Below are 24844 nucleotides of genomic sequence, written 5' to 3'. Positions count from 1 at the left end.
GCGCCCGAAAAGGTCTCCGCGCCGGCGGCGCGGCGCAACCCGCCCGGCGCAACCCGCCCGGCCCGGCCGGTGTTCTCCCGGCATGACCAACGCATGGGACGTACTGGAGCGCTTCTACGCCGCCGAGGCCGACTACCTGGCCGCGGGCGGCCCCGGCAAGGCCGACTTCGCGGGGATGGCCGCGCACCTGGCGCCGGACGTGGTGATGCACCAGGCGCCGAGCCTGCCCTACGGTGGGACGTGGCGCGGCCACGACGGCATGGAGCGGTTCATGGCCGCGATGAGCGAGGCGTGGACGGGCCTGACGTTCCTCGAACAGCACCGCGCCGTGGACGGGGAGACGGTCGCGGTCCTCAACCGCTGCGTCTTCCGGGCCCGCGCGACCGGCCGCGAACTGGAGACGTCCGTGCAGCAGTGGATCACCGTGCGGGACGGGCTCGTCCGCGAGTTCCGGCCGTTCTACCTGGACACGGCCGCCGTGCTCGACGCGCTCGGTGCCGCGGAGGCCGCCGGGGCCGTCACGGGGTGAGGTCGGCGGCGACCGGTTCGGCGATCTGCGCGGTGTTGAGCGCGGCGCCCTTGCGCAGGTTGTCGCCGCACAGGAACAGGTCGAGGGCGCGCGGGTCGTCGGGGGACCGGCGGACCCGCCCCGCCCACGTCGGATCGGTGCCGGCGGCGTCGGACGGGGCCGGGAACTCCAGCATCTCGGGGTTGTCGCAGAGCACGACGCCGGGCGAGCGGGCCAGCACGTCCTGCGCCTCGCGCCGGTCGACGCGCGCGGCGAAGACGGCGTGGACGGCGACGGAGTGCGCCGTGACGACCGGGACCCGCACGCACGTCGCCGCCGCCTTCAGCTCCGGCAGGCCGAGCACCTCGCGGCACTCGTCCCGGATGCCGAGCTCCTCCGAGCACCAGCCGTCGTCGCCGACCTTCTCCAGCTGCGCGTAGAGGGTGCCGGCGCCCTCGCGGCCCGCGCCGGACGCGGCCTGGCAGGACGCGACGACCAGTTCCCGCAGCCCGTACCGGGCGTGCAGCGCGCCGAGCGCGACGATCATCGACAGGGTGGTGCAGCCGGGGCCCGCGAGGACGCCGCGCGGCCGGTCCCGGACCAGGTCCGGGTTGACCTCGGGGACGATCAGCGGGACGTCCGGGTCCGCGCGGAACGCCGCGTGCGCGCCCGCACTCCGTCAACTTCCGCGGCGTGCGGGCGGTTCCCGGCCCGAGGGTGCCATGTCCGGGCGCGCGGCTCTGCGGCACAGGGCGCAGAAACGACGGTGCGGGCCGCACGGGTGGTCCCGTGCGGCCCGCACCGGTCGTCGAGAGGCCGGGGTCAGCGGCCGGTGCCGCCGTAGACGACGGCCTCGACCTGGTCGGCGTCGAGGTCGAACGCGTGGTGCGCGGCGGCGACCGCGGTGTCCACGTCGTCCTGCGCGACGACGACGGAGATCCGGATCTCCGAGGTGGAGATCATCTCGATGTTCACCCCGGAGTCGGCGATCGCGGCGAAGAACGTCGCGGTGACGCCCGGGTGCGAGCGCATCCCGGCGCCGATCAGCGACACCTTGCCGATCCGGTCGTCGTAGCGCAGCGACTCGAACCCGATCCGCTCCTTCAGCTTGTTCAGCGCGGTCAGCGCGGACTGGCCGTCGCTCGCCGGCAGCGTGAAGGAGATGTCGGTGCGCCCGGTGGACGCCGCCGACACGTTCTGCACGATCATGTCGATGTTGATCTCGGCCTCGGACAGCACCGTGAAGATCGTCGCGGCCTCACCGACCTTGTCGGGCACCCCGACCACGGTGATCTTGGCCTCGCTCCGGTCGTGCGCGACCCCGGAGATGATCGCCTGCTCCATGTCCTGCCCTTCGATCTCGCTGCTGTCGACGACCCACGTCCCCTCCTTCTGGGAGAACGAGGACCGCACGTGGATCGGGATGTTGTAGCGGCGCGCGTACTCCACGCAGCGCAGGTGCAGGATCTTCGCGCCGGTCGCCGCCATCTCCAGCATCTCCTCGTAGGAGATCTTCGGGAGCTTGCGGGCGGCGGGCACGATGCGCGGGTCGGCGGTGAAGACCCCGTCCACGTCGGAGTAGATCTCGCAGACGTCGGCGTCCAGCGCGGCGGCGAGCGCGACCGCGGTGGTGTCGGAGCCGCCGCGGCCGAGCGTGGTGATGTCCTTGGTGCCCTGCGAGACGCCCTGGAAGCCGGCCACGATGCACACCGCGTTCTCGTCGAGCGCGGTGCGGATCCGGCCCGGCGTCACGTCGATGATCTTGGCTTTCCCGTGGGTGCCGTCGGTGATGACCCCCGCCTGGGAGCCGGTGAACGAGCGGGCCTCGTGGCCCAGGTTGGCGATGGCCATGGCCAGCAGGGCCATCGACATCCGCTCGCCGGCGGTGAGCAGCATGTCGAGTTCACGGGCCGGCGGCAGGGGGCTGACCTGCTTGGCCATGTCGATGAGATCATCCGTCGTGTCACCCATGGCGGAGACCACGACGACGACGTCGTTCCCCGCCTTCTTCGTCGCGACGATGCGCTGGGCGACCCGCTTGACGCACTCGGCGTCGGCGACGGAGGAGCCACCGTACTTCTGCACGACAAGAGCCACGGGTGGGCGCTCCTCGGTTCGGGGTCAGGCGTACTGACGGACGAGTCTACCGAGACCGCGCCAATGGATTACGAGCAGGTAACTGCGCACCGCCCGGACTAGGGCAGGAGCGCCCCGGCGAGGCGGCGCCAGTGCGGCATGGCCGGCTCGCCCGGAACCGCGCGCAGGACCTGGACGCCGACGTGGTCGGCGCCGGCGTCGAGGTGCTCGTGCAGCCGCGCGGCGACCGTGTCGACGTCGCCCCATACGACCAGGTCGTCGACGATGCGGTCGCTTCCGCGGCCCCCGGCGATGTCGTCCTCGGTGTAGCCGAGCCGGAGGAACTTCGCGATGTTGTACTTCTCGGTGAAGTAGCCGTGCAGGTGCTCGCGCGCGATCTCGCGGGCCCGCGCCGGGTCGGTCTCGAAGAGCACCGGCTGCTCGACGCCGAGGAACGGGCCGTCGCCGAGCACCTCGCGCGCCTGCGCGGTGTGCCGGACCGTCACGTGGTAGGTGTGCGCGCCCGCGGACCGGTCGCGGGCCATCTCCAGCATCTTCGGCCCGTAGGCGGCGAGAATGCGCCGCACCGGCACCCGCGGCTCGGGGTTGGCGCTGGTCGCCGCGTCCATCTCGGTCAGGTACTCCTCCATCGCCCGCAGCGGCGTCGTCCCCGGCTGCGGCTTCCCGCCGAAGCCGAGGCCGAGCACGTGCCGGCCGGGGTAGGCGTCGGCGAGCAGCACCGCGGCGCCCCGCGTCCATCGCGCGCCGCGCGACCAGATGCGCGCGATGCCGTTGACGACCTTGATCCGCTCGGTGGACGCGAGCAGGAACCCGGCGTGCGTCATCGCCTCACGGCCGTCGCGTTCCGGGATCCAGACCGCCGGCCAGCCGAGCTCCTCCAACTCCTGGACGGAGTCGCGGATCGCGGCCGCGGGCCGGTCCTCGAAGTCGAACGTCCAGATGCCGAACCGGCCGAGGTCCGTCCCGCCGATCGCGCCCATGCCGCCTCCCAAAGATCGCGTCGATGATTCGAAGTATCGCAGAATCTCGATATGAATGCCAACGTGCCGGGGATCGCGAGCACGGGTGCGGCAGGGTCAGAGCGAGCGGCCGAGGGCGGCGACGAACCAGGCGATGCGCTCCTCGTCCCGCCTGTAGTGCGTCCACTTCCCGACCCGCGTGGACCGGACGAGCCCGGCGCGCTCCAGCGCCGCCATGTACGCCGAGACCGTCGACTGCGCCAGCCCGACCTTCGCCTGGATATGGCTGACGCAGATGCCGACCTCGGCCGGGTCCGCGATCGCCTGCTCGACCGGGAAGTGCAGCTCCGGCTCCCGCAGCCACTGCAGCAGCTGGAGCCGCACCGGGTTGGCGAGCGCCTTGAAGACGTCCAGCAGCTCGGCCGGGACGTCCTCGGCGGGGTCCGCGTTCGTCGTCATGGTCCGGCCACTCTACCTCGACGTTTCGCGGTTCCTCGATATGACTTCAGGACACCGCGGCGGCCAGCTCCGCGAGCACCTCCGAGGTGGTGACCGGGTCCAGGTCGGTGAAGGGCCGCCGCCCCTCGCGGGCCACCCAGTCGCCCGTCTCGGGGCGGTCGTCGAGCCAGATGACCTCCAGCCGCTGCCCATCGGCCAGCTCCGGGTAGATGCTGAGCCCGGGATTCAGGTGGACGTTGACGAACAGGCCGCTCGGCGCCGCCCGGTACACGCTGTGCTGGATGCCGGCGTCCATCGGGCCGCCGCGCCGCCAGCCGCGCCGCTCCAGCGCGAGGACGGCGGACGGATCGACGCCCGCGTCCTCGAACCGGGCCAGCCGGCGGGCGGCGCGCTCCGCCTCGGTCAGCGTGTGCACCTCGCGGCCGAGCTGCGGGAACGGCTGCAGGATCGCGTAGTCGGCGAACAGCACCGACCACGCCTCGACCGACCCGCCCAGCTCCAGGGGGTGCGGGATGCCGACGGCCGCCGACTCCGGCAGGGCCACGACGTCGTCGGCGGCGTCGGCGAACGTCCCGTCCTCCGCGATGCGGAACGACGCCGCCTTGCCGCCGTCCTCGGCGACCCACACCAGCCGCCGCGCGACGTGCGCGATCAGCGGGTGCTCCACGAACAGGCGGCGGAACTCCCCGGCCGTCCAGCGGCGCCGCGCGACCATCGCGGCCTCCAGGCGCCGGATCTGGTCGGCGGCGACCGTCCGCACGTCCTTCTTCAGCGCGGCGAACCGCTTGTACGCGGCGGGCGCCAGCTCCGGGTCGTCCTTCGCGCCCGGCTTGGGCAGCGCCTTGCGTCGGGTGCCGTCCTCGTCGGCGACCTGCGGCCTGAGCTGCTCGTCGAACCCGACGACGAAGCGGCGCGGCCCGTAGTCCAGGACGAGCCCACCACCCGCGTCCAGCCCGAAGTCGGGGACGAGCCGGTCCCCGAGCTGCTCCGCCGTCAGACCCAGCCCGTCGGCGACCTCTTGGACCTTGTCCTGCGCGCGCGCCTTCAGCCCCTTGAACTTCACTTTCTGCGAGATCCCGTAGAGCTGCATCAGCGCGATGTCGGTGCCGATGGCGGCGAGGACGTCCAGGCCCACCACGGCCTTGGAGTGCCCGTCCTCCCCCGGCCATGCGCGGATCAGGGGCGTCAGCCGGCGCGCGGTGTCGTCGTCGCCGAGCCAGCCGAGCTGCGCCAGCGCCCACCCGTCCTTGGCGGGCGCCTCGTTGCGCCGCCACTGCTCGAACAGCGCCCACGCGAACGCCGCGAGCGACTCGGGATCGCACGCGTCCTTGACGATCCCGACGCCCGCATACACCTCGTCGTTCTTGGACATGGCCAGCATCGTCAGCAAGTGCCGGACGGCCTCGACGGGCAGTGCGTCGTCGCGTCCACGGAGCCGGATCTGCGGCAGCGTCTCCGCGACGGCCCACTCGCCCACCACCGGAATGCGTTTCGGCAGGAGCTCTAGAGGGTCCACCGCGAGAAACGCGCGGACGGCGTCCGCCGCCTCATCGCCGTGCGCGCGCGCCGCCGCCTCAACGACCTCGTCGATCCCGTGGTTCTCGGCCAGCAGGCGCAGCGCCGCCTCTGCCTCCCGGCGCGGCCCGACCGGTTTGCCCAGCGCCGCCGGAACCAGCAGCGGCACCGCGTCCACGCCATGCCGGCCGAACCACGCGAGCGCGGTCTTGCGCCCCTTCTTCGGACGCCCCAGTGCCCCGGCCATGAACCGGGCCACACCGGCGTCCAGGAACGGCAGCGCCCGGTCGGAGAGCCCCGCCGGGTCCTCCTCCGCGATCCGCAGCGCGACCGGCAGCGCGTCCACCCCGAACCGGGCGACGACCGGCCGCAGCCACATCTCGGCCTCCCACAGCCGCGGCTTCCAGTCCGCCAGCCACGGCCGGACCTTCTCCACCGGCCCGTGCGTGAGGACGCCGAACCCGTACCCGTGGGCGCGGCCGGTGCGGAACTCCTCGACCAGCGCGTCCCAGTCGTCGCTCGCCGGGACGCGGTGCCGCTCGTCGGTCCTCGCCCATTCCTCCTGCTCGCCCGGCTCCCACCGCACGGCCGGCCCGGCGGGCGGTACGAGACCCTCGATCACGACGGGCTTCACCGGCTTCGTGCCGCGCAGCCACGGCGGGTCGGCCAGCGGCCTCGGCAGCGCGTCCACCGGAGCGTCCGGCAGCCTGCCTTCGTCGTCCACCACCATCCCGGCCGCCGCGGCCAGCTCGGGATGGGACCGCACATGCCCCGCCAGCAGCTCGGCGAGATGCGGCGCATCCGCGGCCGCCGGCTCCAGCAGCCGCAGCGCCCGTACGGGGAAACGCTTCATCGCCGCGAGCAGCGCGGGCCGCACATGCTTCTGACCGGCGCGATCCACCAGCGCCTGGAACGCCTCATCGCCGGGCGTGATCGCGAGCATCTCCAGGATCAGCTTCCGGAGATCGGTGTCCCAGTCGTTCGCGTCGTACACCCCGGCGAACAGCGGCACGGCCGCCGCACCCACCCCGTCCAGCACCGTGACCAGGCACGACCGGTCCCACTGCGGAAAGAGGAGCCCGTGCGAAGCCAGCGCCTCCACATGGCGGGGCTCCCCCAGCGCGCAGTGCAGCATCCACAGGAAGACGCCCTCGGACCGGTCCGGCGGCGCGGCGCAGCACTCGTCCACCCAGTCGAGCCGCGACGGCACCAGGAACGACACCACCGTCCGCTGCGCCACGCCGCGGCGGCACCGCGCGAGACCGTCGACCGCCTCCGCGTACTCGTCGTCGCCCGCGACGGCCAGCATCGCCCGCAGCCGCGCGCCGATCCGCCACGCGGACGTCGACGCGACCGACCTGCCGGGACCCTCCGCCGCCCCGTCCGCGCGCAGCCCCGGGACGCTCCACCGGATCCGGCTCAGCTCCGCGAACGCGCACGCCGCGAACGGCAGCCCGTGCTCGGTCACCCACGCGTCCGCCAGCGGCGCCGCAAGCCGGCCGACGGTGTGGTCCCACCGCGCGTCCTCGGCGACGACCGCCGCGACCACGGCCGCGCCCAGCGGGTTCGCGGCACCGTCCAGGTACTCGCCCGCCGCGGCGGCCAGGTCCGGGCCGACGCCGTCCCACTCCCGGACCGGACGCTCGGCCTCGATCACCCGGACCCGCTCGCGCAGCCACGCACCCGCGTCCCGGTCGATCTTGATCGCCGGTCCGGGACGGCCGCCGCGCCGCGGAAGCATCCGCCGCCGCCACGCGTCCGGGAGGATCAGGGCGTCTTCGTCCGGAACCGGAAGATCATCCATGCCGCCCACCGTAGGGCAGCACTCCGACACGCGCCCCCGCTACTGGGCGACGGCGGCCTCCTGCGCCACGGCGAGCCGGTCGTTCGCGACGAACGCGTGCAGCGCCCGCAGCGACGCCCCCGCGTGGTTGCCCCAGTGGTTGAAGTACGAGTACTGCCACCACCACAGCGCCTCGAGCGGACGGTCCTGGTTGTAGTGGCGCAGCCCGTGCACGAGGTCGCTCGCCACGTCGACCAGGTCGTCCGACAGGCGGTAGGACGTCGGCTCGGTGTCCTTGTACGGGTCGAACACCTCGACGTACTCGTCGAGGGCGCCGAGCCGCTCGGCCAGGCCCGTGCGAACCGCGTCCAGGTCCGGGTCGTCACCGATCTCCGGCTCCCAGTTGTCCGGGAGGATCACGTCCGCGCTCGCGCCGAGCTGCGCGCCCGCCAGGATGACCTGCGACACCTCCAGCAGCAGCAGCGGGACCGTGTGGGTGCCGCCGTCGCCGCGGGCGACGGCCTCCAGGCCGTTCAGGTAGTTGTCGACATGGCACGCCACCCGCTCGGCGAGGGCGTTCCAGTCCTGCGGGCTGTTGGCTTCAGACCTGCTTGCTTCAGACATCGAGCAGCCTCCGTCCTTCGAATGCGCGTCCCAGGGTCACCTCGTCGGCGTACTCCAGGTCACCGCCCACCGGCAGGCCGCTGGCGAGCCGGGTGACGGTCAGGCCCATGGGCTTGACCAGCCGGGCGAGGTACGTCGCGGTCGCCTCGCCCTCCAGGTTCGGGTCGGTCGCGAGGATCAGCTCGGTGACCGTGCCGTCGGCGAGCCGCTGCATCAGCTCCCGGATCCGCAGGTCGTCGGGGCCGACGCCCTCGATCGGGCTGATCGCGCCGCCCAGCACGTGGTAGCGGCCGCGGAACTCGCGCGTCTTCTCGATCGCGACGACGTCCTTGGACTCCTCGACCACGCAGATGACCGACGGGTCGCGGCGGGCGTCCCGGCAGATCCGGCACTCCTCCTCCTCCGCGACGTTCCCGCACGTCCGGCAGAAGCGGACCTTGTCCTTGACCTCCTTGAGCGCCTTGCCGAGGCGCTCGACGTCGGCCGGATCGGCGGCGAGGAGGTGGAAGGCGATCCGCTGCGCGCTCTTGGGGCCGACGCCGGGCAGCCTGCCCAGCTCGTCGATGAGGTTCTGGACCACCCCTTCGTACAACGGACCCCTCCTTTCGGTTCCTGTTCCTGCTGTCCGCCGTCGTCCGGCCGCCGCGTCAGGCGCCGGTCAGGCGCCGCCGCCGAGGCCGGGGAAGCCGCCCGGAAGGCCGCCGCCCGGCGCGCCGCCGCCGCCGAGGCCGGGGATGCCGCCACCGCCGCCGAGACCGGCCGCGAGCGGGCCCATCTTCTCCTGCTGCAGCTCCGCCGCCTCCCGGGCCGCGTCGCGGATCGCGGCGAGCACCAGGTCGGCGATGGTCTCCGCGGTGTCGGCCGGGTCGTCGGGGTCGATCGCCTTCGGGTCGATCGCCAGGCCGGTGACCTCGCCCTGGCCGTTGACCGTCGCGGTGACGAGCCCGCCCCCCGCGGTGCCCTTCACCTCCGCCTCCGCCAGCTCCCGCTGCGCGGCGAACAGCTGCTCCTGCATGGCCTGCGCCTGCTGCAGCAGCTCCTGCATGTTCAACTGACCACCGGGTTCCACGGTGCACCCCTCTTCCGGCCCCCTCGGAAGGGCCTTTCTCTCGCGACCGCGCCGCCCACCGGACGTCGTCCCCCGAGACTACGGGGTCCCGGCGCGATCCGGTACGTGCGGCCCGCCCACTCTGCCGCGTCCGCCCGCCGCCCCGCCCCCGGGAACGACAAAGGCGCGCGCCCTAAGGCGCGCGCCTCCCGGCCCGGTGGCCCATCTCACTCGGACGGGCCTAGGCCGTTCGTCGGGTCGGCCGGGCGGACCGCCGCCCGGCCCCGTACTCGCGTCGGGGCCGGCCGGCGGCGCCACCTGGCGTTCGGTCGCCGAGGCGACCGCGGGTCAGCGAACGCCGGCGAGGGCCTCGCTGTGGCCTTCGGCTCCGGCGTTGCCGGAGTCGCCGCCGCGGCCGCCGTTGCCACCGGCCGTGTACGAGGTGTTCGAGGCGTTCCCGCTGTTGCCGGTGTTCCCCGTCTTGCCGGAGTCGCCGGACGAGGCGTAGGCCACCAGCAGCGCGTGCTCGCGGCCCTTGTCGCCCTTGCCGCGCTCGCCCTGCTCACCCTGCTCGCCGTGCTCGTCGCCCTCGTGGGGACGGCTGATGTTGGCGGCGACGTTGCCGCCGGTCGAGCCGGAGTTGCCGGAGTTGCCGGTCTGGCCGGACAGGGCGAAGTTCTTGCTCTCGGCGTTGCCGCCCTTGCCGCCCTTGCCCGTGGCGCCCGTCGCGGCGGCGGTGTGGTCGCCCGAGTCGGCGGCGGCCGAGCCGTTGCCGTCCCGGCCGTCGCCGTCCTGCGACCCGAGCCGGTAGCCCGCCCTCATCGACCGCTCGTCGCTCTTCGCGCCGCTCTCGGCCTGGGCCTTGCTGTGGCCTTCGGCCCCGGCGTTGCCGGAATCGCCGCCGCGGCCGCCGTTGCCGCCGCCGGTGGCCGAGATGTTCCCGGCGTCGCCCGAGTCGCCGGTCTTCCCGGTGTCGCCGGACTTGCCGGACGTGGCCGCCGCCCCGCACTTGCTCATCACGCAGATGTTGTAGGCGGCGTTGCCGCCCGTGGAGCCGGAGTCGCCGGACTTGCCGGTCTCACCGGAGACGGCGGTGTTCTTGCTGTCGGCGTTGCCGCCCTTGCCGCCGTTGCCCGTGTCGCCGCTCTGCGTCAGGGACTTGTTGCCGGAGGCGGCGCCGGCGGTGCTGCCGCCCTGCCACCCGCCGTACTCCTTCGCGTAGGCGACGGCGGCGGCGTTCGACTCGCCCTTCGCGAGGCTCTCCCCGGAGTCGCCCCCGCGGCCGCCGTGGCCGCCGGTGGTGTGCGACTTGTTCCAGGCGTTCCCGCTGTTGCCGGTCTTCCCCGTCTTGCCGGAGTTGCCGGAGGTGGCGAAGGCCGCGCAGTCCGCCATGACGCAGAGGTTGCCGGCCTTGTTCCCTCCCGTCGAACCCGAGTTGCCCGAGTTGCCGGTCTTCCCGGAGGCCGCGACGTTCTGGCTGGCCGCATCGCCTCCCTTGGCGCCGTGCCCGGTCTTGCCGCTGACGGCGACGCTCTGGTTGCCGGACCCGGCGCCCGCATGGCCGTGGCCGTCGTGGCCGTCCTCGACCGCCTGGGCGGCGGCCTGCCCCAGGAAGAAGACCCCGCCGATGGAAGCCGCGACCAGCAGGCCGCGCTTGAGGTTCTCGATCATGAAGTGGTGCACATCCCTTTCGGAGAAGTGGAGTCCCCCTCTGGTCGCCGACCTCGGCGTGGGGGACTCGGAAGCCGGCGCCGGCCGGAGCGGTCCAGGCGCCGTGTCCGTGAAGGGGGGTGACAGGGGTGAGAGGGGGGCTCAGCCCGGGGACGCGCGGGCGTACCGGTCGTCCGTCCCCGCCGGCCCCGTGCCTTCGACCGCATTTCGCCGACGTTCGCCGATCAGTGTCCGCATCCGTCCACTCCCGGAGCGGCGACATCGTCGCCGCCTGTAGTCGATCTTGCGCTGTCCGTGCAGGATAGCGCCGAACCCGCAGGTCATCGAGGATCCCGCCGCGGTCGCTTGGCAGGTGTCGCAGGACCCGCTTCCGTGGGCCCGACCGCCTACCCCCAGGCCCCCGCTGGGCCGCGGAATCGGCACGGTTCAATTTCGGAGAGGGAGACGGCCGGCCGTGACGGCCGCGGCGGAACCCAGCGGACGCGGCAGAAGGGACCAACATGCCGGGCGATGGCGAAGCGGAAGCCTCAGCGGACGGCACCGCAGCGGGGGCGCTGGTGCCTGCCGACGCGGGCGGCGGCGGGGGCGGGGTGCTGCGGCTGGGCACCCGGACCTCGCCGCTGGCGATGGTGCAGGCCCGTGGAGTGGCCGCCCGGCTGCGGGAGGCGGCGAACGCGACCGTCGACGTGGTCGGCATCTCGACCGCCGGCGACCGGCACCGCGGGCACCTCGGCGAACTCGGCGGCAAGGGCGCGTTCATGAGCGAGATCGACCGGGCGCTGCTGACGGGCCGCGTCGATGTCGCGGTGCACTGCCTCAAGGACGTGCCCGGCGACGTCCCCCGGCCGGACGAGCTGGTGTTCGCCGCGTACGTCGAGCGCGACGACGTCGCCGACGTGATGCTGTTCCCCGCGTCGAGCGGGATCCAGAGCCTCGCCGATCTCCCGCCGGGGGCGCGGGTGGGGACGTCGGCGGTGCGGCGCCGCGCCCAGCTCAGACGGATCCGGCCCGATCTGCGGATCGAGTACCTGCGCGGCAATGTGGACTCGCGGCTGGAGCGGCTCGACGCGGGCGAGGAGCTCGACGCCATCGTGGTGGCGAGGGCGGGCCTGACGCGGCTGGGAATCGATCGGCCGGGCGAAGCCCTCGACATCCTTCCCGCCGTGGGCTCCGGGGTACTCGCGGTGGACTGCCGGCGTGCGGACACCGAGGTCGTGGAACTGCTGCGGCTGCTGGATCACCCGGAGACCCGGCGGTGCGTCAGCGCGGAACGCGCGATGCTGCACGGCCTCCACGGGCACTGCAACAGCCCGATCGCCGGCCACGCCCGGATCGAACGCGATGGGCGGCTGAGCCTGCGCGGGATGGTGTTCACGGAGGACGGTTCGCTCTTCGTGCACGCTCAGGAGTCGTCCCCGCCGGAGAAGGGCGAGGGTCTCGGCGCGTCCGTGGCCGCTGATCTGCTGCGCAAGGGCGCCCGCGACGTGATCGCGGACATCCCGCACTGACCGGGAACACCGTCCGCGGGGGCGATGTCCGTCGCGGGGCTGCGGGCGCGTTGCCCGGCCCCGGGCGTCCGGCCCCTCAGGAGTTGTCGATCTCCCGGATGATCTGACCGCCCAGTTCGCGCTGGATGAGCGCCATACCGCTCATCTCCGCCTCGGTGCCGTCGGCATCGGCGTCCCCTTCCGGGTCCACCTCGTCGCTCTCGTCCATGGGAGACGGCTCGGGGGGCGGGGGCGGCTCGTCCGGAGGCGGCGGCAACGGCCCCAGGTCGCCGGCGGCGCCCGCGCCCGCGCCGAACCCGTTGCTCCGGCTCGCCCCGTTGGCCCCATTCGCGCCGTTCGCGCCGGTCCCGCCGGACGCGGGGCGCGGAACCGGATTCGTCCCACCCTGCTGCGATCCCGCCTGCGCGTTCTGGCCCGTCCCGCCGCCGAAGCCGCTCCCTTGCGGGGAAGCCCCGAACCCTCCGGCGGCCGGAGCGCCGCCCGTGGAGGACGAACCGAAGCCACCGGACGGAGCGGAGCCGAACCCGCCGGAACCGCCGGGCCCGTTGGATCCGAACCCGCCGCCACCTGCACCGCCGGCGCCGGACCGTCCGCCGCCCGGGCCCGCCTTCGGCCCCGGACCGCCCTGGCCGCGTCCGCCGCCCGCGCCGCCGGAGACCGTCTCGATCCGCCAGTCGACGCCCATCCGCTCCCGCAGCACCTCGCTGAGGATCACGTCGCGGTTGCCGTTGACGAACCCGAGGCGGTTCCCCTCGGCGTCGAACGCGAGCGTGAGCACGCGCCCCTCCAGGGACGCCGGCCGCACGCCGGACATGATGACCATCCAGGTCGCGCGGCTCTTCTGCTTGACGGCCTCGACGATGTCCGGCCAGTACCGCTGTACCGTCGCCACGTCCACACCACCGGCGCCCTGCCCACCGGCGCCTTGCCCAGTGGGGCCCTGCCCGCTGACGCCCTGCCCGCTGACGCCTTGACCTGCGGCGCCTTGCCCACCGGCGCCCTGCCCAGTGGGGCCTTGACCTGCGGCGCCTTGACCTGCGGCGCTCGAAGCGCCGTGGTTTCGCGACGGGGTTCCGGTTCCGGCGGAGCGCCGGTTATCCACAGAACCGCGTTCCACCTCCGCCGGACCGTGGCCGGAGTTGACACTAGAAGTGGGGTCGCCCCCCTGGGCGGGCGGGGGCTGCCTCACCCCGGACTCGGAAGACGCCGCCCCAGAAGCCGAGGTCGGAGCCTGAGCCGGAGCCTGAGCCGGAGTTGGCGCCGAGCCCGAGGACGAGGCCGGGGTTGAGGCCGATCCAGGGGACGAGGCCGGAGCCGCGGCCGGGGCCGGGGCCGGGGCCGGGGCCGGGGCCGGGGCCGAAGCCGGGCTCGGGGCCTGGGTCGCGAATGCTTGTGCCATGCCGTCGCCGGGGGCAGGCCCGGCCGCGAATCCGCCCTGCGGGATCTGGGCGGCCTGGCGTTCGAGGCGGTCGAGGCGCGCGAACATCGACGCCTCGTCCTCGTACGCGGCGGGCAGCAGGATGCGGGCGCAGATCAGCTCCAGCAGCAGCCGCGGCGACGTGGCGCCGCGCATCTCCGTGAGCCCGGTGTGCAGCAGGTCCGCGGCCCGGGTCAGCTCCCCCGGGCCCATCGAGGACGCCTGCCGCCGCATCTGCTCCAGCTCGTCCGGCGGGACGTTCAGCAGCCCCGAACCGCCCGCCTCCGGGACGTTCGACAGGATCACCAGGTCGCGGACGCGTTCCAGCAGGTCCGCGGTGAACCGGCGGGGTTCCTGGCCGCTCTCGATCACCCGGTCGACCGCGGCGAACACGGCGGCCCCGTCGCGGGCGGCGAACGCGGCGATGACCTCGTCGAGCAGCGTGGAGTCGGTGTAGCCGAGCAGCGAGACGGCCCGCGCGTAGGTGATGCCCTGCTCGTCGGACCCGGCGAGGAGCTGGTCGAGGATCGACAGGGTGTCGCGGGCGGACCCGGCGCCGGCCCGCACCGCGAGCGGCAGCGCGGACGCCTCGTACGGGACGTCCTCCGACTTGAGGATCTCCTCGACGAGCTCCGTCAGCACGCCCGGCGGGATCAGCCGGAACGGGTAGTGGTGTGTGCGGGACCGGATCGTCCCGATGACCTTCTCCGGCTCGGTGGTCGCGAAGACGAACTTCAGGTGCGGCGGCGGTTCCTCGACGAGCTTCAGCAGCGCGTTGAAGCCCTCGCGGGTGACCATGTGCGCCTCGTCGATGATGTACACCTTGAAGCGCGCCGACACGGGCGCGAAGAACGCGCGTTCGCGCAGGTCGCGGGCGTCGTCGACGCCGCCGTGCGAGGCGGCGTCGATCTCGATGACGTCGATGTGGCCGGTGCCGGACGGGCCGAGCGCGACGCAGGAGTCGCACTTGCCGCACGGGTCGGGCGTCGGTCCCTGCTCGCAGTTGAGGGAGCGGGCGAGGATGCGGGCGCTGGAGGTCTTGCCGCAGCCGCGGGGGCCGCTGAACAGGTACGCGTGGTTGATCCGGCCGTTGCGCAGCGCCTGCTGGAGGGGCTCGGCGACGTGCTCCTGCCCCTTCAGTTCGCCAAAGGTCGCTGGCCGGTACTTGCGGTACAGAGCCAGACTCATCGGGGGTCCGCCCTCCCTCGAGAAGCAGAGCGTCACGGGCGCGGTGGCGCGGTGAAAGCAAGGGACCCCCCGCACACCCGCCAGAGCCTGCTTATCCTTGCTGCCTTCCGGCCCTGGGGAGGTTCACAGGGTGACGCCGTGCGAGGGGTCTGCACAGAGTCTATGGCATCAGCGGCCAGGCTCGGCACGGTTGCGGCGTACTCTCCCGCCCATGACCGACGCCGCGCAGCAGACGCTCCTGCACATCGCCGAACGCCGCCACTGGGAATCCGCGCGGGACTCGGGTGTGTCGTACTCGATGTCGACGCTCGGGCGGACGCTGGGCGAGGAGGGCTTCGTCCACTGCTCGTCGGACCTGGAGCAGGTGGACGGGGTGCTCGGCCGCTTCTACGGCGCCGTCCCCCGCTCGGATCTGGTGCTGCTGGTCGTCGACGTGGCGCGGCTGGACGCGCCGGTCCGCTACGAGCCCGCGGGGGACGAGGTCTTCCCGCACGTGTACGGGCCGATCCCGGTCTCCGCCGTAATTGATGTCAGGTCACTGCCGGAGAGCCGGTAAGCTTTCCCGCGGAGGATTCGCCTAGTGGCCTAGGGCGCACGCTTGGAAAGCGTGTTGCGTGCAAGCGCTCGCGAGTTCGAATCTCGCATCCTCCGCCACCGGCGTGAGCCGAACGAAGGTCCCGACCGCACAGCGGCCGGGACCTTCGTCGTTTCCCGGTGCCGCCGCCCTCGCCCGCGGAGGGGTCTCACTGAGTCGAACCGGCCGTCCGGACGCCGCATCGTGCCTGGTAGCTGTGGGGGGACGCCGGCGCACGGCCGGGCGGGGAACGGGGCTGATCATGGGGAACCTGGAGAGCAAGGTGGCCGTCGTGACCGGCGGCGCGTCCGGTATCGGCGGGGCGGTGACGCGGCTGTTCGTGGAGCGCGGCGCGCGGGTCGTCGTGGTGGATCTGCAGCGGGACGCGGGTGACGCCCTGGCGAAGGAACTGGGTGACGCGGTCGTCTTCCGGCAGGGGGACGTCTCGGACCGGGCCGTCGCGGACGCCGCCGTCGCCGCGGCCGTGGAGCGCTTCGGACGGCTCGACACGCTGATCAACAATGCGAGCGCGTCGCGGCAGAAGCCGATCGAGGAGCAGACGGACGACGACTGGCGGCTGGCGATGGACACCGGCCTGTACGCCACGCGCAACTTCATGCTGGCGGCGCTGCCGGAGCTGAAGAGGGCGGGCGGCGGGTCGATCGTGAACTTCGGGTCCGCGGCCGGGATGGAGGGCCAGCCGAACCAGGCGTCCTATGCCGCGGCGAAGGAGGCGATCCGCGGGCTGAGCCGGGTCGCGGCGAACGAGTGGGCGAGGTACGGCATCCGGGTGAACGTGGTCTGCCCCATGGCGTTGACGCCCGGCGTGGCGCAGTGGGCGCAGGCGCGGCCGGAGCAGTACGCGCAGTCGGCCGCGAAGGTGCCGATGGGGCGGTTCGGCGACCCGGCGCGGGACGTCGCGCCGATCGTCGCGTTCCTGGCCTGTGACGACGCGCAGTACATGACCGGGCAGACCGTCATGGCTGACGGCGGCGCCGTCAAGCTGCGCTGACAGCAAGCGACCGGCGCCCGGACGCGGCGGGGACGGGGTCCGTCCGGGCCGCGCCGGACGCCGTGTTCTCAAGCGTGGTTCTCAGGCGTGCTGCGGCACGTCGTCCTTCAGTCCCTTGCGGATCTCCTCGCGCAGTTCGGGGCTGTCGGCGTGCCCGTGAACGGACACCGCGTGCTCGGCGGCCGCGCGTACCACCTCCTGCTCCTCGCCGGCGATGGTGAGCGTGCAGTTCATCTCGCTCGGGTAGTCCCTGCAGTCGGCGACCTTGCGCATGTCGATACCTCCCCTCCCTGCCAGTGTCGGACGGCGGACGTCCCAGGGCGAATACGGGAAATCCCGTACCGGCAAAGACCTGGAATCGGCGCCTTGTCCCACCTGACCAGGGATTTTAGAGTGGAGGGATGACCGGCTGCGCGGAGGTCGGGCTGCGGCGGGCGCTGGCGGTCGCCGATCTCCTGATCGACGCCGGCGACGAGCGGACGCTGCTCCCGGCGCTGCTGCCGATGCTGCTCGACGTGCTGCCGGGCGACAGTCTCGTGTGGTCGGTGCGCCCGTACGACGGCGGCGGGCCGCTCACGGTCCCGGGCGGGCTGCTGACCCGGGACGCGCTGGCCGCGTTCGCACGGGACAGGGACGCCGATCCGCTGGTCGCCCACACGACGACCGGGCCCGGCACGCCCGTCCTCCGGTCGGATCTGCAGTCGCGCGCCGAGTTCCACGCGCTCGCCGCCTACGCGGACGTGTACCGCCCGCTCGGCGCCGAGCACCAGCTGGCGATGGCGTTCCCGGCCGGATGGGCGGGGGACGAGCCGCGCAGCGTGTGCCTGGCGGTGAACCGGCGGCGCGGCGACTTCCGCGACGCGGACCGGGCCGCCGCCGAGCTGCTGCGGCCCCGGCTGGCGCGGGCGATGCGGCGGCTCGCCCCGCCCGCGCGGGACCGGGTGACGCGGCGGGAGGCCGCGGTCCTCGACCTGCTGGCGCGGGGCCTCACGGACCGGCAGATCGCGCGGCGGCTGGCGATCAGCCCGCGGACCGTGGAGAAGCACCTTGAGCACGCCTACCCGAAGCTCGGCGTGCACGGCCGCGTGGACGCGGCGGTCACCTGGCTGTCCGCCGGCGACGGCCGCCGTCCGGGCGCCCGCCCCGGGGCGCCGCAGGCCGGTGACGGAGGTTACTCACGGGGCCTCTGAGCTGCGGTGTAACTGGTTTACCAATCGGTGGAATGCGGTGACCGGGTCAGTCGGGGCACGTAGACTCGGGGCGTGATCTTCAAGGCGGTGGGCGAGGGAAGGCCCTATCCCGAGCACGGACTGTCGTCCCGGGACTGGGCCAAGATCCCCCCTCGCCAGGTCCGTCTCGACCAGCTCGTCAGCACCAAGCGGGAGCTCGACCTGCAGTCGCTGCTGGCCAAGGACTCCACGTTCTACGGCGACCTGTTCCCCCACGTCGTCCAGTGGAAGGGCGAGCTGTACCTGGAGGACGGCCTGCACCGGGCGCTGCGGGCGGCGCTGCACCAGCGGCTCGTGCTGCACGCCCGCGTCCTGGACCTGGACGCCGTCGACATGATCGGCTGACCGGGCCCCGCCCCGCTACGAGGTGCGGACGGGCTCGGCCGCGGGCAGGCCCTTCGGCTCGACGAGACGGCCGTCCGCCGCCCCGGAGCGCACCACCGGGCGGACGAAGCCGGGCCGGGCGGCGAGCATCCCGAAGACCAGTTCCGGGACCACGAGGACGAGCAGCAGCGTCAGCGAGACGTGCCAGCCGCCCGTCGCGCTGTGCAGAACGCCCATGGCGAGCGGCCCGAACCCGGCGAGCAGATACCCGCCGGTCTGCGCCATGCCGGACAGCCGCGCCGCGATGGACGGCGTCGGGGAGCGCAGGCTGAGCAGGGTGTAGGCGAGCGGGAACGCGCTGCCGGTGCCGATGCCGAGCACGGCCGTCCACGCCCAGCCGGCGGCGGGCGCGAACATCAGGCCGCCGATGCCGACGACCATGGTGAGCACGACGCCGGCGACGACGACGCGCTGGTCGCGCAGCCGGGCGGCGAGCACGGGCACGAGGAAGCCGAGCGGGATGCCGACGACCATCATCGCGGACACCATCATCCCGGCGGTGGCGGGCGCGTACCCGGCGTCCTGCATGATCTCCGGCAGCCACGACATCAGCACGTAGAACATCAGCGACGCCAGGCCCATGAACACCGCGACGTACCAGGCGACGGGCGAGCGCAGCAGCGACCCCTCCGGCGCGGCCGGAACGGAGGCGGGCACCGAGGCGGGGGCGGCCGCGGGCTCGGGGGAGCGGCGGCCGCGGAGCGCGAGCGGGCCCCAGGCGAGCGCCGCGATCAGCGACGGGACGGCCCAGACGGCGAGGGCGAGCCGCCAGCCGCCCGCGTCGTTCAGCGGGACGGCGAGCCCGGCGGCGATGGCGCCGCTGGCGGCCATCAGCATCATCGCGAGGCCGGTCAGCGACCCGACGCGGCGCGGGAACGCGCGCTTGATGACCGCGGGCATGAGGACGTTGCCCATCGCGATGCCCGCGCCGGCCAGGACGGTGCCGGCGAACAGCGGCAGCGGCGACGCGACGACGCGCAGCAGGATCCCGGCGGTGATCAGCAGGAGGGATCCGGCGATGGCGGTCTCGGTGCCGAGCCTGCGCGCGGCCAGCGGCGCCATCGACGCGAAGACGCCCAGGCAGAGGACGGGGAGGGTGGTGAGGACGCCGACCTCGACCCCGGACAGGCCGAACGCGTCCCGCAGGTCGCCGAGCACCGGGGAGATCCCGGTGATGGCGGCCCGCAGGTTGATCGTCAGCAGCACCAGGCCGATGAGCGACCAGGCGGTCAGGGCACGGGGGACGGGGGTCGTTGCCGAGGTGTTCATGTCGCCTTCGTCATGCGCCCGCGGGCGCGGTCGAACCGGTTTCGGGCAGGGCGCGGCGGCACGGAGGGCCAGGTCACGCCGATGATCGTTGATGGGGACGCGGGGGAGAACCGCGTGATGCCGGACGCATGCCGCCGCTAGGGCTCGCGCTCCTCCGGCGCCTCGGGGACCTCCGAGGCCGGCGGCGCGGACTTCCACGGGCCGGTGGAGGCGAGGATCTGGTCCAGGCAGGCGTGCGTGGCCTGCGCGGCGGCGGTCGCGTCGCCCGCCTGCACCGCGGCGGCGATGGGGCCGTGCGGGACGTCCGCGTGCTCCAGGAGGGTGCCCGCCGCGCCGATGCTGGCCCGAAGCGCCGTGCTGAAGTCGCGGTAGAGGTCGGTGAGGACCTGGTTGTGGGTCGCCTCCACGACGGCGGTGTGGAACGCCAGGTCGGCCTCCACGAACGCGGCGTGCTCGCCCGCGGCCCACGCCGCGTCCCGGCGGCCGAGTGCCTCGGTGATCGCGGCGATGTCGGCGTCGGAGCGGCGCGCGGCGGCGAGCCGGGCCGCCTCCACCTCCAGGCCGCGCCGCACCTCGAGGATCTCGACGAGCTCGGCGCGCTCCAGGCGGCGCGCGACGGCGCTGGACAGCTCGCTGGTGGCCCGCACGTAGGTGCCGTCGCCCTGGCGGCTGTCGAGCAGGCCCGCGTGGGTGAGGGCGCGGACGGCCTCGCGGACGGTGTTGCGGCCGACGCCGAGCGTCTCCGACAGCACCGGCTCCGGCGGGATCTTCCCGCCGACCGGCCAGGTGCCGCCGGTGATCTCGCCCCTGAGCTGCTCGATCACCTGGTCGACGAGCGACGAGCGACGGGCGGTGCGCAACGTCATGGTCCCTCCTCGACCTCGGGACGCCGACATCCGGTCAGCCAGTCATCCCATGTTTCCGTCACCAGGATACGACAGGCGCATCGCCGCTTTTATTCCGCGGCGCCGTGATCTCGCACGCAGTCCGCGCGTTCAGACCCGTCCGAGGTCGTGGTTGGCCTCCTGGGACGGCGCGGCGTGCAGCCCCGCGGCCTCCAGCGCCTGCCGGTACGCGGCGGCGGCCGCCTCCACGTCCTGGACCAGCTCGAACAGCTCGCCCAGCTCGCGCAGCAGATGCGCGGCGGGGCGCCCGGCCGGCAGCGTCCTCAGCTGCTCGGACGCCGCGCGCAGCACGACCTTGGCGGCCGCGCGGTCGCCCTGCGCCACCCTCGCCCGGGCCAGGACGAGGCGCGCCAGCACGGTCTTCTGTGTGCGCGCGGCCAGGTCGTTGCCGGGATGCGGTGTGAGGGTACGTCCCTGCTCGGGCGCCGCAAGGGCCATCCCGGTCTGGAGGAACTGCTCCAGTTCGGCGATCGCCTCTTCCAGCTCCCCCACGAGGACCAGCGCGCGCGCCTTGGCGATGGTGCTCTCCGTCGCCTCGGCGCCTTCGAGCGCGTCCGTCCCGTCCAGCAGTGCGAGCGCCTCCTGCGCGGCCTCGCGCGAACCTTCCGCACGGGGCTTCTCGATGCCGGGCACGCCTTCGCCGGGCGAGACGACGTCCGCCATCGTGGCCGGCGCGGGCTCGGAGAACGGCATGACGCCTCGTAGCAGCGCCTTGGCGGCGGCGAGGGCGAGACGCGCCTGCGCCCGCACGGGCGTCGCGTCGGTGCGGGCGGCGAGGGCCTGGTCGGCGAAGTACAGCGAGTCGCCGATCGTCCCCTCCTCCAGCGCTCGCATGCTCGCCCGCTGGTAGTGGACGCTCGTGGACTCGTCCTGCCCCGAACCCTCCGGATGCAGGAGCCGCCTGCCGAGCTCGTGCGCACGCGCCGGGTCGGAACGGTCTATATAGGCCAGCAGCAGGATCCTGCCCGCCTCGGTGTACTCCTGCCCCGCGGCCAGCCCGAGCTTGCCGAGCCGGTCCATCGCGCGCTCACCGAGCGCGATCGCCTGCCCGAGGTCGCCGACCGTGTGGTAGCAGCGCGCCAGCGCGATCACCGGCGGCAGCCAGCTCGCCCGCCCCGGATCGCGCTCGGCCTGCTCGCGCAGCTCCTCGAACAGCGCGATCGCCTGGTCGGCGCGGCCGAGCTCCTCCAGGGCGCGGGCGCGGCCCCAGCGGGCGCGGGACGTCAGGTCGGGATCGTCGCTGCGCGCGATCACCTCGTCGAAGCCGGACTCGGCGGTGCCCGGGTCGCCCCCCAGCAGCGCGAGGTGCGCATGGCGCTCCCGCACCTCCAGGTGCGCGCGCTGCTCCGGCTCGACGCCCTCGGCGAGGTACTCGGGCGTGCAGCCGAGCCGTTCCGCCAGCATGCGCAGGACGGTCGGCGTCGGAGTCCGCTTCCCGGACTCGATCAATGAGATGTAGCTGTCGGAAAGGTCGTGACCGGCGAGCTGTGCCTGCGACAGGCGTCTGGTGAGCCGCAGGTTGCGGACACGTTCGCCGACATTGCCTGGACCCGGCATGTGGACTCACTTAGCGGAAGTAATCAGGCGGCTGGGGTGCCGACATGATTGCACATTGCGGGTTATCGCACATCGAGAGTAACGAAGCGGGACCCCCCGACCGTCGCGGCACCTGTCCACTCCGACGTTATCCGACGATCCCCGCAAGATCGCCGATTCCGCCGAGATTGCTCCCCCACCACCACTACGCCGAACGCAGCCACGCGGCCAGCACGCGGTAATCCGCGTCGCCCAGCCCCGACCGCGCGTCGACGCGATGCAGCAGCGCCCGCCCCCCATGATGGGCGGCCACCCAGCCGCGATCCGCATCGGAGATCTCGTCGTCGACCCATGCGAAGGGACGTCCCGCGGCCCATCCGACCAGCGTCCGCGTCTTCCAGTGCAGGCCGGCGCGCTCGTCCCGCTCGTCGTCGGCGGACGGCTCGGGCCATGGGACGACCGCCAGGTCCGGCAGGCCCAGCCGCGGCGCGATGCATTCGTTCGCGTCGGCGGCCCATGTCGTCGCCCACACCATCTCGCAGGGCAGTGACATCAGGCGGGGGCCGTGCGCCGGGTCCAGACGGGGCAGCAGCGGATGGGAAGTGGGGTCTTCTGGACGATCCGGTCCATAAAGGGGGTACGGGTCCGGCGAGCCGAACGGAATGAGCGGACCGTCGACATCGAGGAACAGCAGCGGGCGCTGCGCGGAACCGGCCACGCCCGCACCGTAGCGCCCGGAACGCCGCCGGGTCAGTCGTCGGCGGTGGCGTTCTTGTTCGGGAAGATCATTTCGCAGACCTCGAGGTAGAGCTGCTCCGGATACGGCAGGTACGGCACGTTCGACAGCGCCTGCTCCTGGCCCGCCGACTCCAGCACGAACTCGCCGTAGCCGAGCATCCGGCCCGCGATCGTCCGCTTGAAGCTCATGTCGGTGACCTTCGCCAGCGGCATCATCGCGACCTTGCGGGTGATCAGGCCGGTGGTCAGCAGCATCCGCTGGTTGGTGATCACGAAGTAGTCGACCGACCATTCGGCGACCCGCCAGACGAACCAGGCGAGCAGGATCAGCCACGCCCACCAGATCCAGCTGATCACCGTGCCCGCCTGGCTGGCGACGGTGTTGCTCAGCACGCCCGCGACGATCAGGCCGCCGAGGACGAGCCCGACCGGGACCATCAGCACCGCCGGATGCCGGCGCACCGTGATCACCTGGTTCTCGTGCGGGAGGAGGTACTTGTTCACCGAGGCCGGGGCCGAGTCCCCCGGGGTCACCAGCCTCATCGCGGCCTCGGGCCGGAGCGGCGGCGCCCACCCGGCGGGGCCGCTGCGGCCCTCGTCATCTGCATGCTTGCGGGCACGGCTGCCTCCCGGAGCGTCGACCCACGGACCCCGGTTCAGTCTCGCACAGCCGCAACCCCCGGCAAAGCAAGGGCTATGGCGCGTTGTCGAGAGACGAGCGCCGCGCCTGGCGCCGCTTCTCCGCCGCCACCGTGGCGAGCACCTCCAGGTGCCGGCGCGCGATCCGCTCCACGAGGTCCGGGGTCGCTCCCCCGCACACCTCGTCCGCGCCGTGCCGCGCGGCGGACACGCACCGTTCCACGGTGTCGGCCTGGTGCACCCCTTCGAACTCCTCGCCGAGCCGCTCGCCGATCGCGGCGTAGCGCGGCAGGTCGCCATCCCCTTGGTGAGTCATCGCGACTCCTAGGCCTCGCTCGCGCCGCCCGGTCCGTGAAGGTCCCCTGTGCCGGGGCGGCGGAGGGGAACGCGCACTGACGTTCCGTAGCGCGTTCGTACCCCTTGCCACCAGGAACGAACATCTGGAGCACGCCGCGCATCCGGATCACGCCCCACAGCGCCCCCGCAGGGGAATCGGCCCCTCAGACGACGCCGTAGAGCCGGTCGCCGGCGTCACCGAGCCCCGGCAGGATGAAGCCCTGCTCGTTGAGGTGCGCGTCGATCGCCGCGGTGACGACCCGGATCGGCGCAGCCGTCCCGGCGAACGCGTCCTCCAGGTACTTCAGGCCCTCCGGCGCGGCGAGCAGGCAGATCGCCGTGACGTCGTCGGCGCCGCGGTCGAACAGCAGCTTGATCGCGGCGGCGAGGGTCCCGCCGGTCGCGAGCATCGGGTCCAGGACGTAGCACTGCCGCCCGGACAGGTCGTCGGGGAGACGGGTCGCGTACGTCTGGGCCTGCAGGGTGCCCTCGTCGCGGATCATGCCGAGGAAGCCGACCTCGGCCGTCGGCAGCAGCCGGGTCATCCCGTCCAGCATGCCGAGCCCGGCCCGCAGGATCGGCACCACGAGCGGCTTCGGACTGGCGAGCTGGACGCCGTCGGTCTCCACCAGCGGGGTGCGCACGGTGACCGGGGCGACCCGGACGTCGCGGGTGGCCTCGTAGGCCAGCAGCGTGACGAGCTCGTCCGCCAGGCGGCGGAACGTGGGGGAGTCGGTGCGGACGTCCCGCAGCGTGGTGAGCTTGTGCGCGACGAGCGGATGGTCGACGGCGAGGGTCTGCATGCGCACACCGTAGCCCAACGCCCGCCCGCGGCGGCCGGGCCGGCGATTTGGATAGGACGCCGCTGAGCTGGGCACCATGGGCTTATGAGCAGCGAAAGTGATCGGCGGCCGGATCGGGCGCGCGAGCCCGCGCCCGATCCGCCCGGGCCGGGCCCCGGCGCCGCGGAGGGCGCGCCCCCGGCCCCCGACTCCCTCGTCCCCCCGCCCGAACCCGTCCCGTTCCCCGCCGAATCCGCGGACGTCGACGAGGCGGTGAGCGATGTCACAGCGGACCGCTACCGCGCGGGCGCGGGCGACGTCTCGCCGGAGCAGGTCCGCGAGCGGCTGCGCCGCCGCGCGATCTTCCTGCGGGAGCTGGCGGAGGCGCGCGAACTGCGCCGCCGGGTGACACCGCACAGGTCGCGGCGCGCCCGGATCCACGCGGCGCTGCGGCGCCGCACCTTCCGCATCAACTGACCGCCCGGGCGCCGGCCCCTCCCCAGGGCGCCGGCGGGGACCGGGTAGGTTGTGCCGTTGCCGCCGGAATGCGGTGCTGACTCCCCGCTTCACGCGGCGGTGCGGCGCCCAGTTCAGCGGTCGGGCACGCGAGCGCGCGCCGCATCTGCGACCATGCCCAGGCAGGAACGGCGCCGGTGGGGTGGA

The 24844-nt window shown here is 73.5% G+C and carries 24 protein-coding genes, 1 tRNA gene, 1 other RNA gene and 1 pseudogene; 8 read left to right on the top strand and 19 right to left on the bottom strand.

What is annotated here, in order from left to right:
- The first annotated feature begins 82 nt into the window (after window positions 1-82).
- Window positions 83-529, top strand: coding sequence for a nuclear transport factor 2 family protein (locus J4709_RS27815; RefSeq protein WP_208244743.1), 447 nt, complete (start codon window positions 83-85; stop codon window positions 527-529).
- Here the strand turns inward: J4709_RS27815 and J4709_RS27810 are convergent.
- The 9 genes and pseudogenes from J4709_RS27810 to J4709_RS27770 form a co-directional block, all read right to left on the bottom strand.
- Window positions 519-1166: pseudogene (locus tag J4709_RS27810) on the bottom strand (aspartate-semialdehyde dehydrogenase); the annotation flags it as partial. The gene J4709_RS27815 and the pseudogene J4709_RS27810 sit on opposite strands and share 11 nt — an antisense overlap.
- 164 nt (window positions 1167-1330) lie before the next feature.
- Window positions 1331-2605, bottom strand: a complete 1275-nt coding sequence (locus J4709_RS27805) for an aspartate kinase (RefSeq protein WP_173097732.1) — start codon at window positions 2603-2605, stop codon at window positions 1331-1333.
- A 98-nt stretch (window positions 2606-2703) separates the two neighbouring features.
- Window positions 2704-3585 (bottom strand): TIGR03620 family F420-dependent LLM class oxidoreductase, encoded by an 882-nt coding sequence (locus tag J4709_RS27800; RefSeq protein ID WP_208244742.1) that lies wholly within the window; start codon window positions 3583-3585, stop codon window positions 2704-2706.
- A 96-nt stretch (window positions 3586-3681) separates the two neighbouring features.
- Window positions 3682-4023 (bottom strand): ArsR/SmtB family transcription factor, encoded by a 342-nt coding sequence (locus J4709_RS27795; protein ID WP_208244741.1) that lies wholly within the window; start codon window positions 4021-4023, stop codon window positions 3682-3684.
- A 46-nt stretch (window positions 4024-4069) separates the two neighbouring features.
- Window positions 4070-7342 (bottom strand): DUF4132 domain-containing protein, encoded by a 3273-nt coding sequence (locus J4709_RS27790; protein WP_208244740.1) that lies wholly within the window; start codon window positions 7340-7342, stop codon window positions 4070-4072.
- Between the two features lie 39 nt (window positions 7343-7381).
- Complete coding sequence (locus tag J4709_RS27785; RefSeq protein ID WP_173097728.1) at window positions 7382-7945, bottom strand: DUF5063 domain-containing protein; 564 nt, start codon at window positions 7943-7945, stop codon at window positions 7382-7384.
- Window positions 7938-8537 carry a recombination mediator RecR gene (gene recR, locus J4709_RS27780; protein WP_151542562.1) on the bottom strand — a complete coding sequence of 200 codons (600 nt, stop codon included), beginning with the start codon at window positions 8535-8537 and terminating at the stop codon, window positions 7938-7940. The genes J4709_RS27785 and recR overlap by 8 nt, the downstream gene beginning before the upstream one ends.
- A gap of 66 nt (window positions 8538-8603) precedes the next feature.
- Window positions 8604-8990 (bottom strand): YbaB/EbfC family nucleoid-associated protein, encoded by a 387-nt coding sequence (locus tag J4709_RS27775; RefSeq protein WP_232384173.1) that lies wholly within the window; start codon window positions 8988-8990, stop codon window positions 8604-8606.
- A gap of 351 nt (window positions 8991-9341) precedes the next feature.
- Window positions 9342-10664 (bottom strand): serine-rich family protein, encoded by a 1323-nt coding sequence (locus tag J4709_RS27770; RefSeq protein WP_208244738.1) that lies wholly within the window; start codon window positions 10662-10664, stop codon window positions 9342-9344.
- Between the two features lie 557 nt (window positions 10665-11221).
- On the opposite strand from J4709_RS27770, the gene hemC reads away from it, so the two are divergent.
- Window positions 11222-12172, top strand: a complete 951-nt coding sequence (gene hemC, locus J4709_RS27765) for a hydroxymethylbilane synthase (RefSeq protein ID WP_208244737.1) — start codon at window positions 11222-11224, stop codon at window positions 12170-12172.
- 76 nt (window positions 12173-12248) lie between these two features.
- Here the strand turns inward: hemC and J4709_RS27760 are convergent, their stop codons facing one another.
- Window positions 12249-14777, bottom strand: coding sequence for a DNA polymerase III subunit gamma and tau (locus J4709_RS27760; protein WP_208244736.1), 2529 nt, complete (start codon window positions 14775-14777; stop codon window positions 12249-12251).
- Window positions 14778-14834: 57 nt separating this feature from the next.
- Window positions 14835-14930, bottom strand: an RNA gene (ffs, locus tag J4709_RS27755) — signal recognition particle sRNA small type.
- 58 nt (window positions 14931-14988) lie between these two features.
- On the opposite strand from ffs, the gene J4709_RS27750 reads away from it, so the two are divergent.
- The 3 genes from J4709_RS27750 to J4709_RS27740 all read left to right on the top strand — a co-directional run bounded on the left by J4709_RS27750 (window position 14989) and on the right by J4709_RS27740 (window position 16363).
- Window positions 14989-15333, top strand: coding sequence for a DUF952 domain-containing protein (locus J4709_RS27750; protein WP_208244735.1), 345 nt, complete (start codon window positions 14989-14991; stop codon window positions 15331-15333).
- Between the two features lie 10 nt (window positions 15334-15343).
- Window positions 15344-15431, top strand: a tRNA-Ser gene (locus tag J4709_RS27745).
- Window positions 15432-15613: 182 nt separating this feature from the next.
- Complete coding sequence (locus tag J4709_RS27740) at window positions 15614-16363, top strand: SDR family NAD(P)-dependent oxidoreductase (RefSeq protein WP_208244734.1); 750 nt, start codon at window positions 15614-15616, stop codon at window positions 16361-16363.
- 81 nt (window positions 16364-16444) lie between these two features.
- Here the strand turns inward: J4709_RS27740 and J4709_RS27735 are convergent, their stop codons facing one another.
- Window positions 16445-16636 (bottom strand): DUF1059 domain-containing protein, encoded by a 192-nt coding sequence (locus tag J4709_RS27735; protein ID WP_208244733.1) that lies wholly within the window; start codon window positions 16634-16636, stop codon window positions 16445-16447.
- 128 nt (window positions 16637-16764) lie between these two features.
- Here J4709_RS27735 and J4709_RS27730 point away from each other — a divergent pair, with 128 nt between their 5' ends.
- Both J4709_RS27730 and J4709_RS27725 read left to right on the top strand, forming a co-directional pair.
- Entirely contained in the window at window positions 16765-17553 is a 789-nt protein-coding gene (locus tag J4709_RS27730; RefSeq protein ID WP_208244732.1) for a helix-turn-helix transcriptional regulator, read from the top strand.
- Window positions 17554-17625: 72 nt separating this feature from the next.
- On the top strand, window positions 17626-17937 hold the full coding sequence (locus J4709_RS27725) for a type II toxin-antitoxin system VapB family antitoxin (protein ID WP_208244731.1): 312 nt from the start codon (window positions 17626-17628) through the stop codon (window positions 17935-17937).
- 15 nt (window positions 17938-17952) lie between these two features.
- Here the strand turns inward: J4709_RS27725 and J4709_RS27720 are convergent, their stop codons facing one another.
- The 7 genes from J4709_RS27720 to upp all read right to left on the bottom strand — a co-directional run bounded on the left by J4709_RS27720 (window position 17953) and on the right by upp (window position 24202).
- Window positions 17953-19245: a CynX/NimT family MFS transporter gene (locus tag J4709_RS27720; protein WP_208244730.1), complete on the bottom strand. Its 1293-nt coding sequence runs from the start codon at window positions 19243-19245 to the stop codon at window positions 17953-17955.
- Window positions 19246-19382: 137 nt separating this feature from the next.
- Window positions 19383-20111 carry a FadR/GntR family transcriptional regulator gene (locus J4709_RS27715; RefSeq protein ID WP_208244729.1) on the bottom strand — a complete coding sequence of 243 codons (729 nt, stop codon included), beginning with the start codon at window positions 20109-20111 and terminating at the stop codon, window positions 19383-19385.
- A gap of 129 nt (window positions 20112-20240) precedes the next feature.
- Entirely contained in the window at window positions 20241-21707 is a 1467-nt protein-coding gene (locus J4709_RS27710) for a helix-turn-helix domain-containing protein (RefSeq protein WP_208244728.1), read from the bottom strand.
- Window positions 21708-21891: 184 nt separating this feature from the next.
- Window positions 21892-22404, bottom strand: coding sequence for an HAD domain-containing protein (locus tag J4709_RS27705; RefSeq protein ID WP_307801604.1), 513 nt, complete (start codon window positions 22402-22404; stop codon window positions 21892-21894).
- Window positions 22405-22436: 32 nt separating this feature from the next.
- The gene (locus J4709_RS27700) at window positions 22437-22967 is read right to left on the bottom strand and encodes a PH domain-containing protein (protein WP_151540952.1); all 531 of its coding nucleotides are present in this window, start codon (window positions 22965-22967) and stop codon (window positions 22437-22439) included.
- Window positions 22968-23118: 151 nt separating this feature from the next.
- A complete protein-coding gene (locus tag J4709_RS27695; RefSeq protein ID WP_173097715.1) occupies window positions 23119-23379 on the bottom strand; it encodes a hypothetical protein in 261 nt (86 codons plus the stop codon).
- 184 nt (window positions 23380-23563) lie between these two features.
- Window positions 23564-24202: a uracil phosphoribosyltransferase gene (gene upp, locus J4709_RS27690; protein WP_208244727.1), complete on the bottom strand. Its 639-nt coding sequence runs from the start codon at window positions 24200-24202 to the stop codon at window positions 23564-23566.
- A gap of 84 nt (window positions 24203-24286) precedes the next feature.
- On the opposite strand from upp, the gene J4709_RS53665 reads away from it, so the two are divergent.
- Window positions 24287-24658 (top strand): hypothetical protein, encoded by a 372-nt coding sequence (locus tag J4709_RS53665; RefSeq protein ID WP_232384134.1) that lies wholly within the window; start codon window positions 24287-24289, stop codon window positions 24656-24658.
- Window positions 24659-24844: the final 186 nt, after the last annotated feature.

Origin of the sequence: Actinomadura violacea, assembly GCF_017573465.1 — a bacterium.
Lineage (GTDB): Bacteria > Actinomycetota > Actinomycetes > Streptosporangiales > Streptosporangiaceae > Spirillospora > Spirillospora violacea.
This window is presented reverse-complemented; position numbering and strand designations above follow the sequence as displayed.

What these genes read in the sequence shown, in the direction of transcription:
- J4709_RS27730 (WP_208244732.1), top strand. Translation starts at nt 16,765, where the DNA reads ATGACCGGCTGCGCGGAGGTCGGGCTGCGGCGGGCGCTGGCGGTCGCC.
- J4709_RS27715 (WP_208244729.1), bottom strand. Translation starts at nt 20,111, where the DNA reads ATGACGTTGCGCACCGCCCGTCGCTCGTCGCTCGTCGACCAGGTGATC.
- J4709_RS27735 (WP_208244733.1), bottom strand. Translation starts at nt 16,636, where the DNA reads ATGCGCAAGGTCGCCGACTGCAGGGACTACCCGAGCGAGATGAACTGC.
- J4709_RS27775 (WP_232384173.1), bottom strand. Translation starts at nt 8,990, where the DNA reads ATGCAGGAGCTGCTGCAGCAGGCGCAGGCCATGCAGGAGCAGCTGTTC.
- J4709_RS27815 (WP_208244743.1), top strand. Translation starts at nt 83, where the DNA reads ATGACCAACGCATGGGACGTACTGGAGCGCTTCTACGCCGCCGAGGCC.
- J4709_RS53665 (WP_232384134.1), top strand. Translation starts at nt 24,287, where the DNA reads ATGAGCAGCGAAAGTGATCGGCGGCCGGATCGGGCGCGCGAGCCCGCG.
- J4709_RS27795 (WP_208244741.1), bottom strand. Translation starts at nt 4,023, where the DNA reads ATGACGACGAACGCGGACCCCGCCGAGGACGTCCCGGCCGAGCTGCTG.
- upp (WP_208244727.1), bottom strand. Translation starts at nt 24,202, where the DNA reads ATGCAGACCCTCGCCGTCGACCATCCGCTCGTCGCGCACAAGCTCACC.
- J4709_RS27700 (WP_151540952.1), bottom strand. Translation starts at nt 22,967, where the DNA reads ATGAGGCTGGTGACCCCGGGGGACTCGGCCCCGGCCTCGGTGAACAAG.
- J4709_RS27800 (WP_208244742.1), bottom strand. Translation starts at nt 3,585, where the DNA reads ATGGGCGCGATCGGCGGGACGGACCTCGGCCGGTTCGGCATCTGGACG.
- J4709_RS27695 (WP_173097715.1), bottom strand. Translation starts at nt 23,379, where the DNA reads ATGACTCACCAAGGGGATGGCGACCTGCCGCGCTACGCCGCGATCGGC.
- J4709_RS27770 (WP_208244738.1), bottom strand. Translation starts at nt 10,664, where the DNA reads ATGATCGAGAACCTCAAGCGCGGCCTGCTGGTCGCGGCTTCCATCGGC.
- J4709_RS27790 (WP_208244740.1), bottom strand. Translation starts at nt 7,342, where the DNA reads ATGGATGATCTTCCGGTTCCGGACGAAGACGCCCTGATCCTCCCGGAC.
- J4709_RS27785 (WP_173097728.1), bottom strand. Translation starts at nt 7,945, where the DNA reads ATGTCTGAAGCAAGCAGGTCTGAAGCCAACAGCCCGCAGGACTGGAAC.
- J4709_RS27750 (WP_208244735.1), top strand. Translation starts at nt 14,989, where the DNA reads ATGACCGACGCCGCGCAGCAGACGCTCCTGCACATCGCCGAACGCCGC.
- J4709_RS27760 (WP_208244736.1), bottom strand. Translation starts at nt 14,777, where the DNA reads ATGAGTCTGGCTCTGTACCGCAAGTACCGGCCAGCGACCTTTGGCGAA.
- J4709_RS27710 (WP_208244728.1), bottom strand. Translation starts at nt 21,707, where the DNA reads ATGCCGGGTCCAGGCAATGTCGGCGAACGTGTCCGCAACCTGCGGCTC.
- J4709_RS27720 (WP_208244730.1), bottom strand. Translation starts at nt 19,245, where the DNA reads ATGAACACCTCGGCAACGACCCCCGTCCCCCGTGCCCTGACCGCCTGG.
- J4709_RS27740 (WP_208244734.1), top strand. Translation starts at nt 15,614, where the DNA reads ATGGGGAACCTGGAGAGCAAGGTGGCCGTCGTGACCGGCGGCGCGTCC.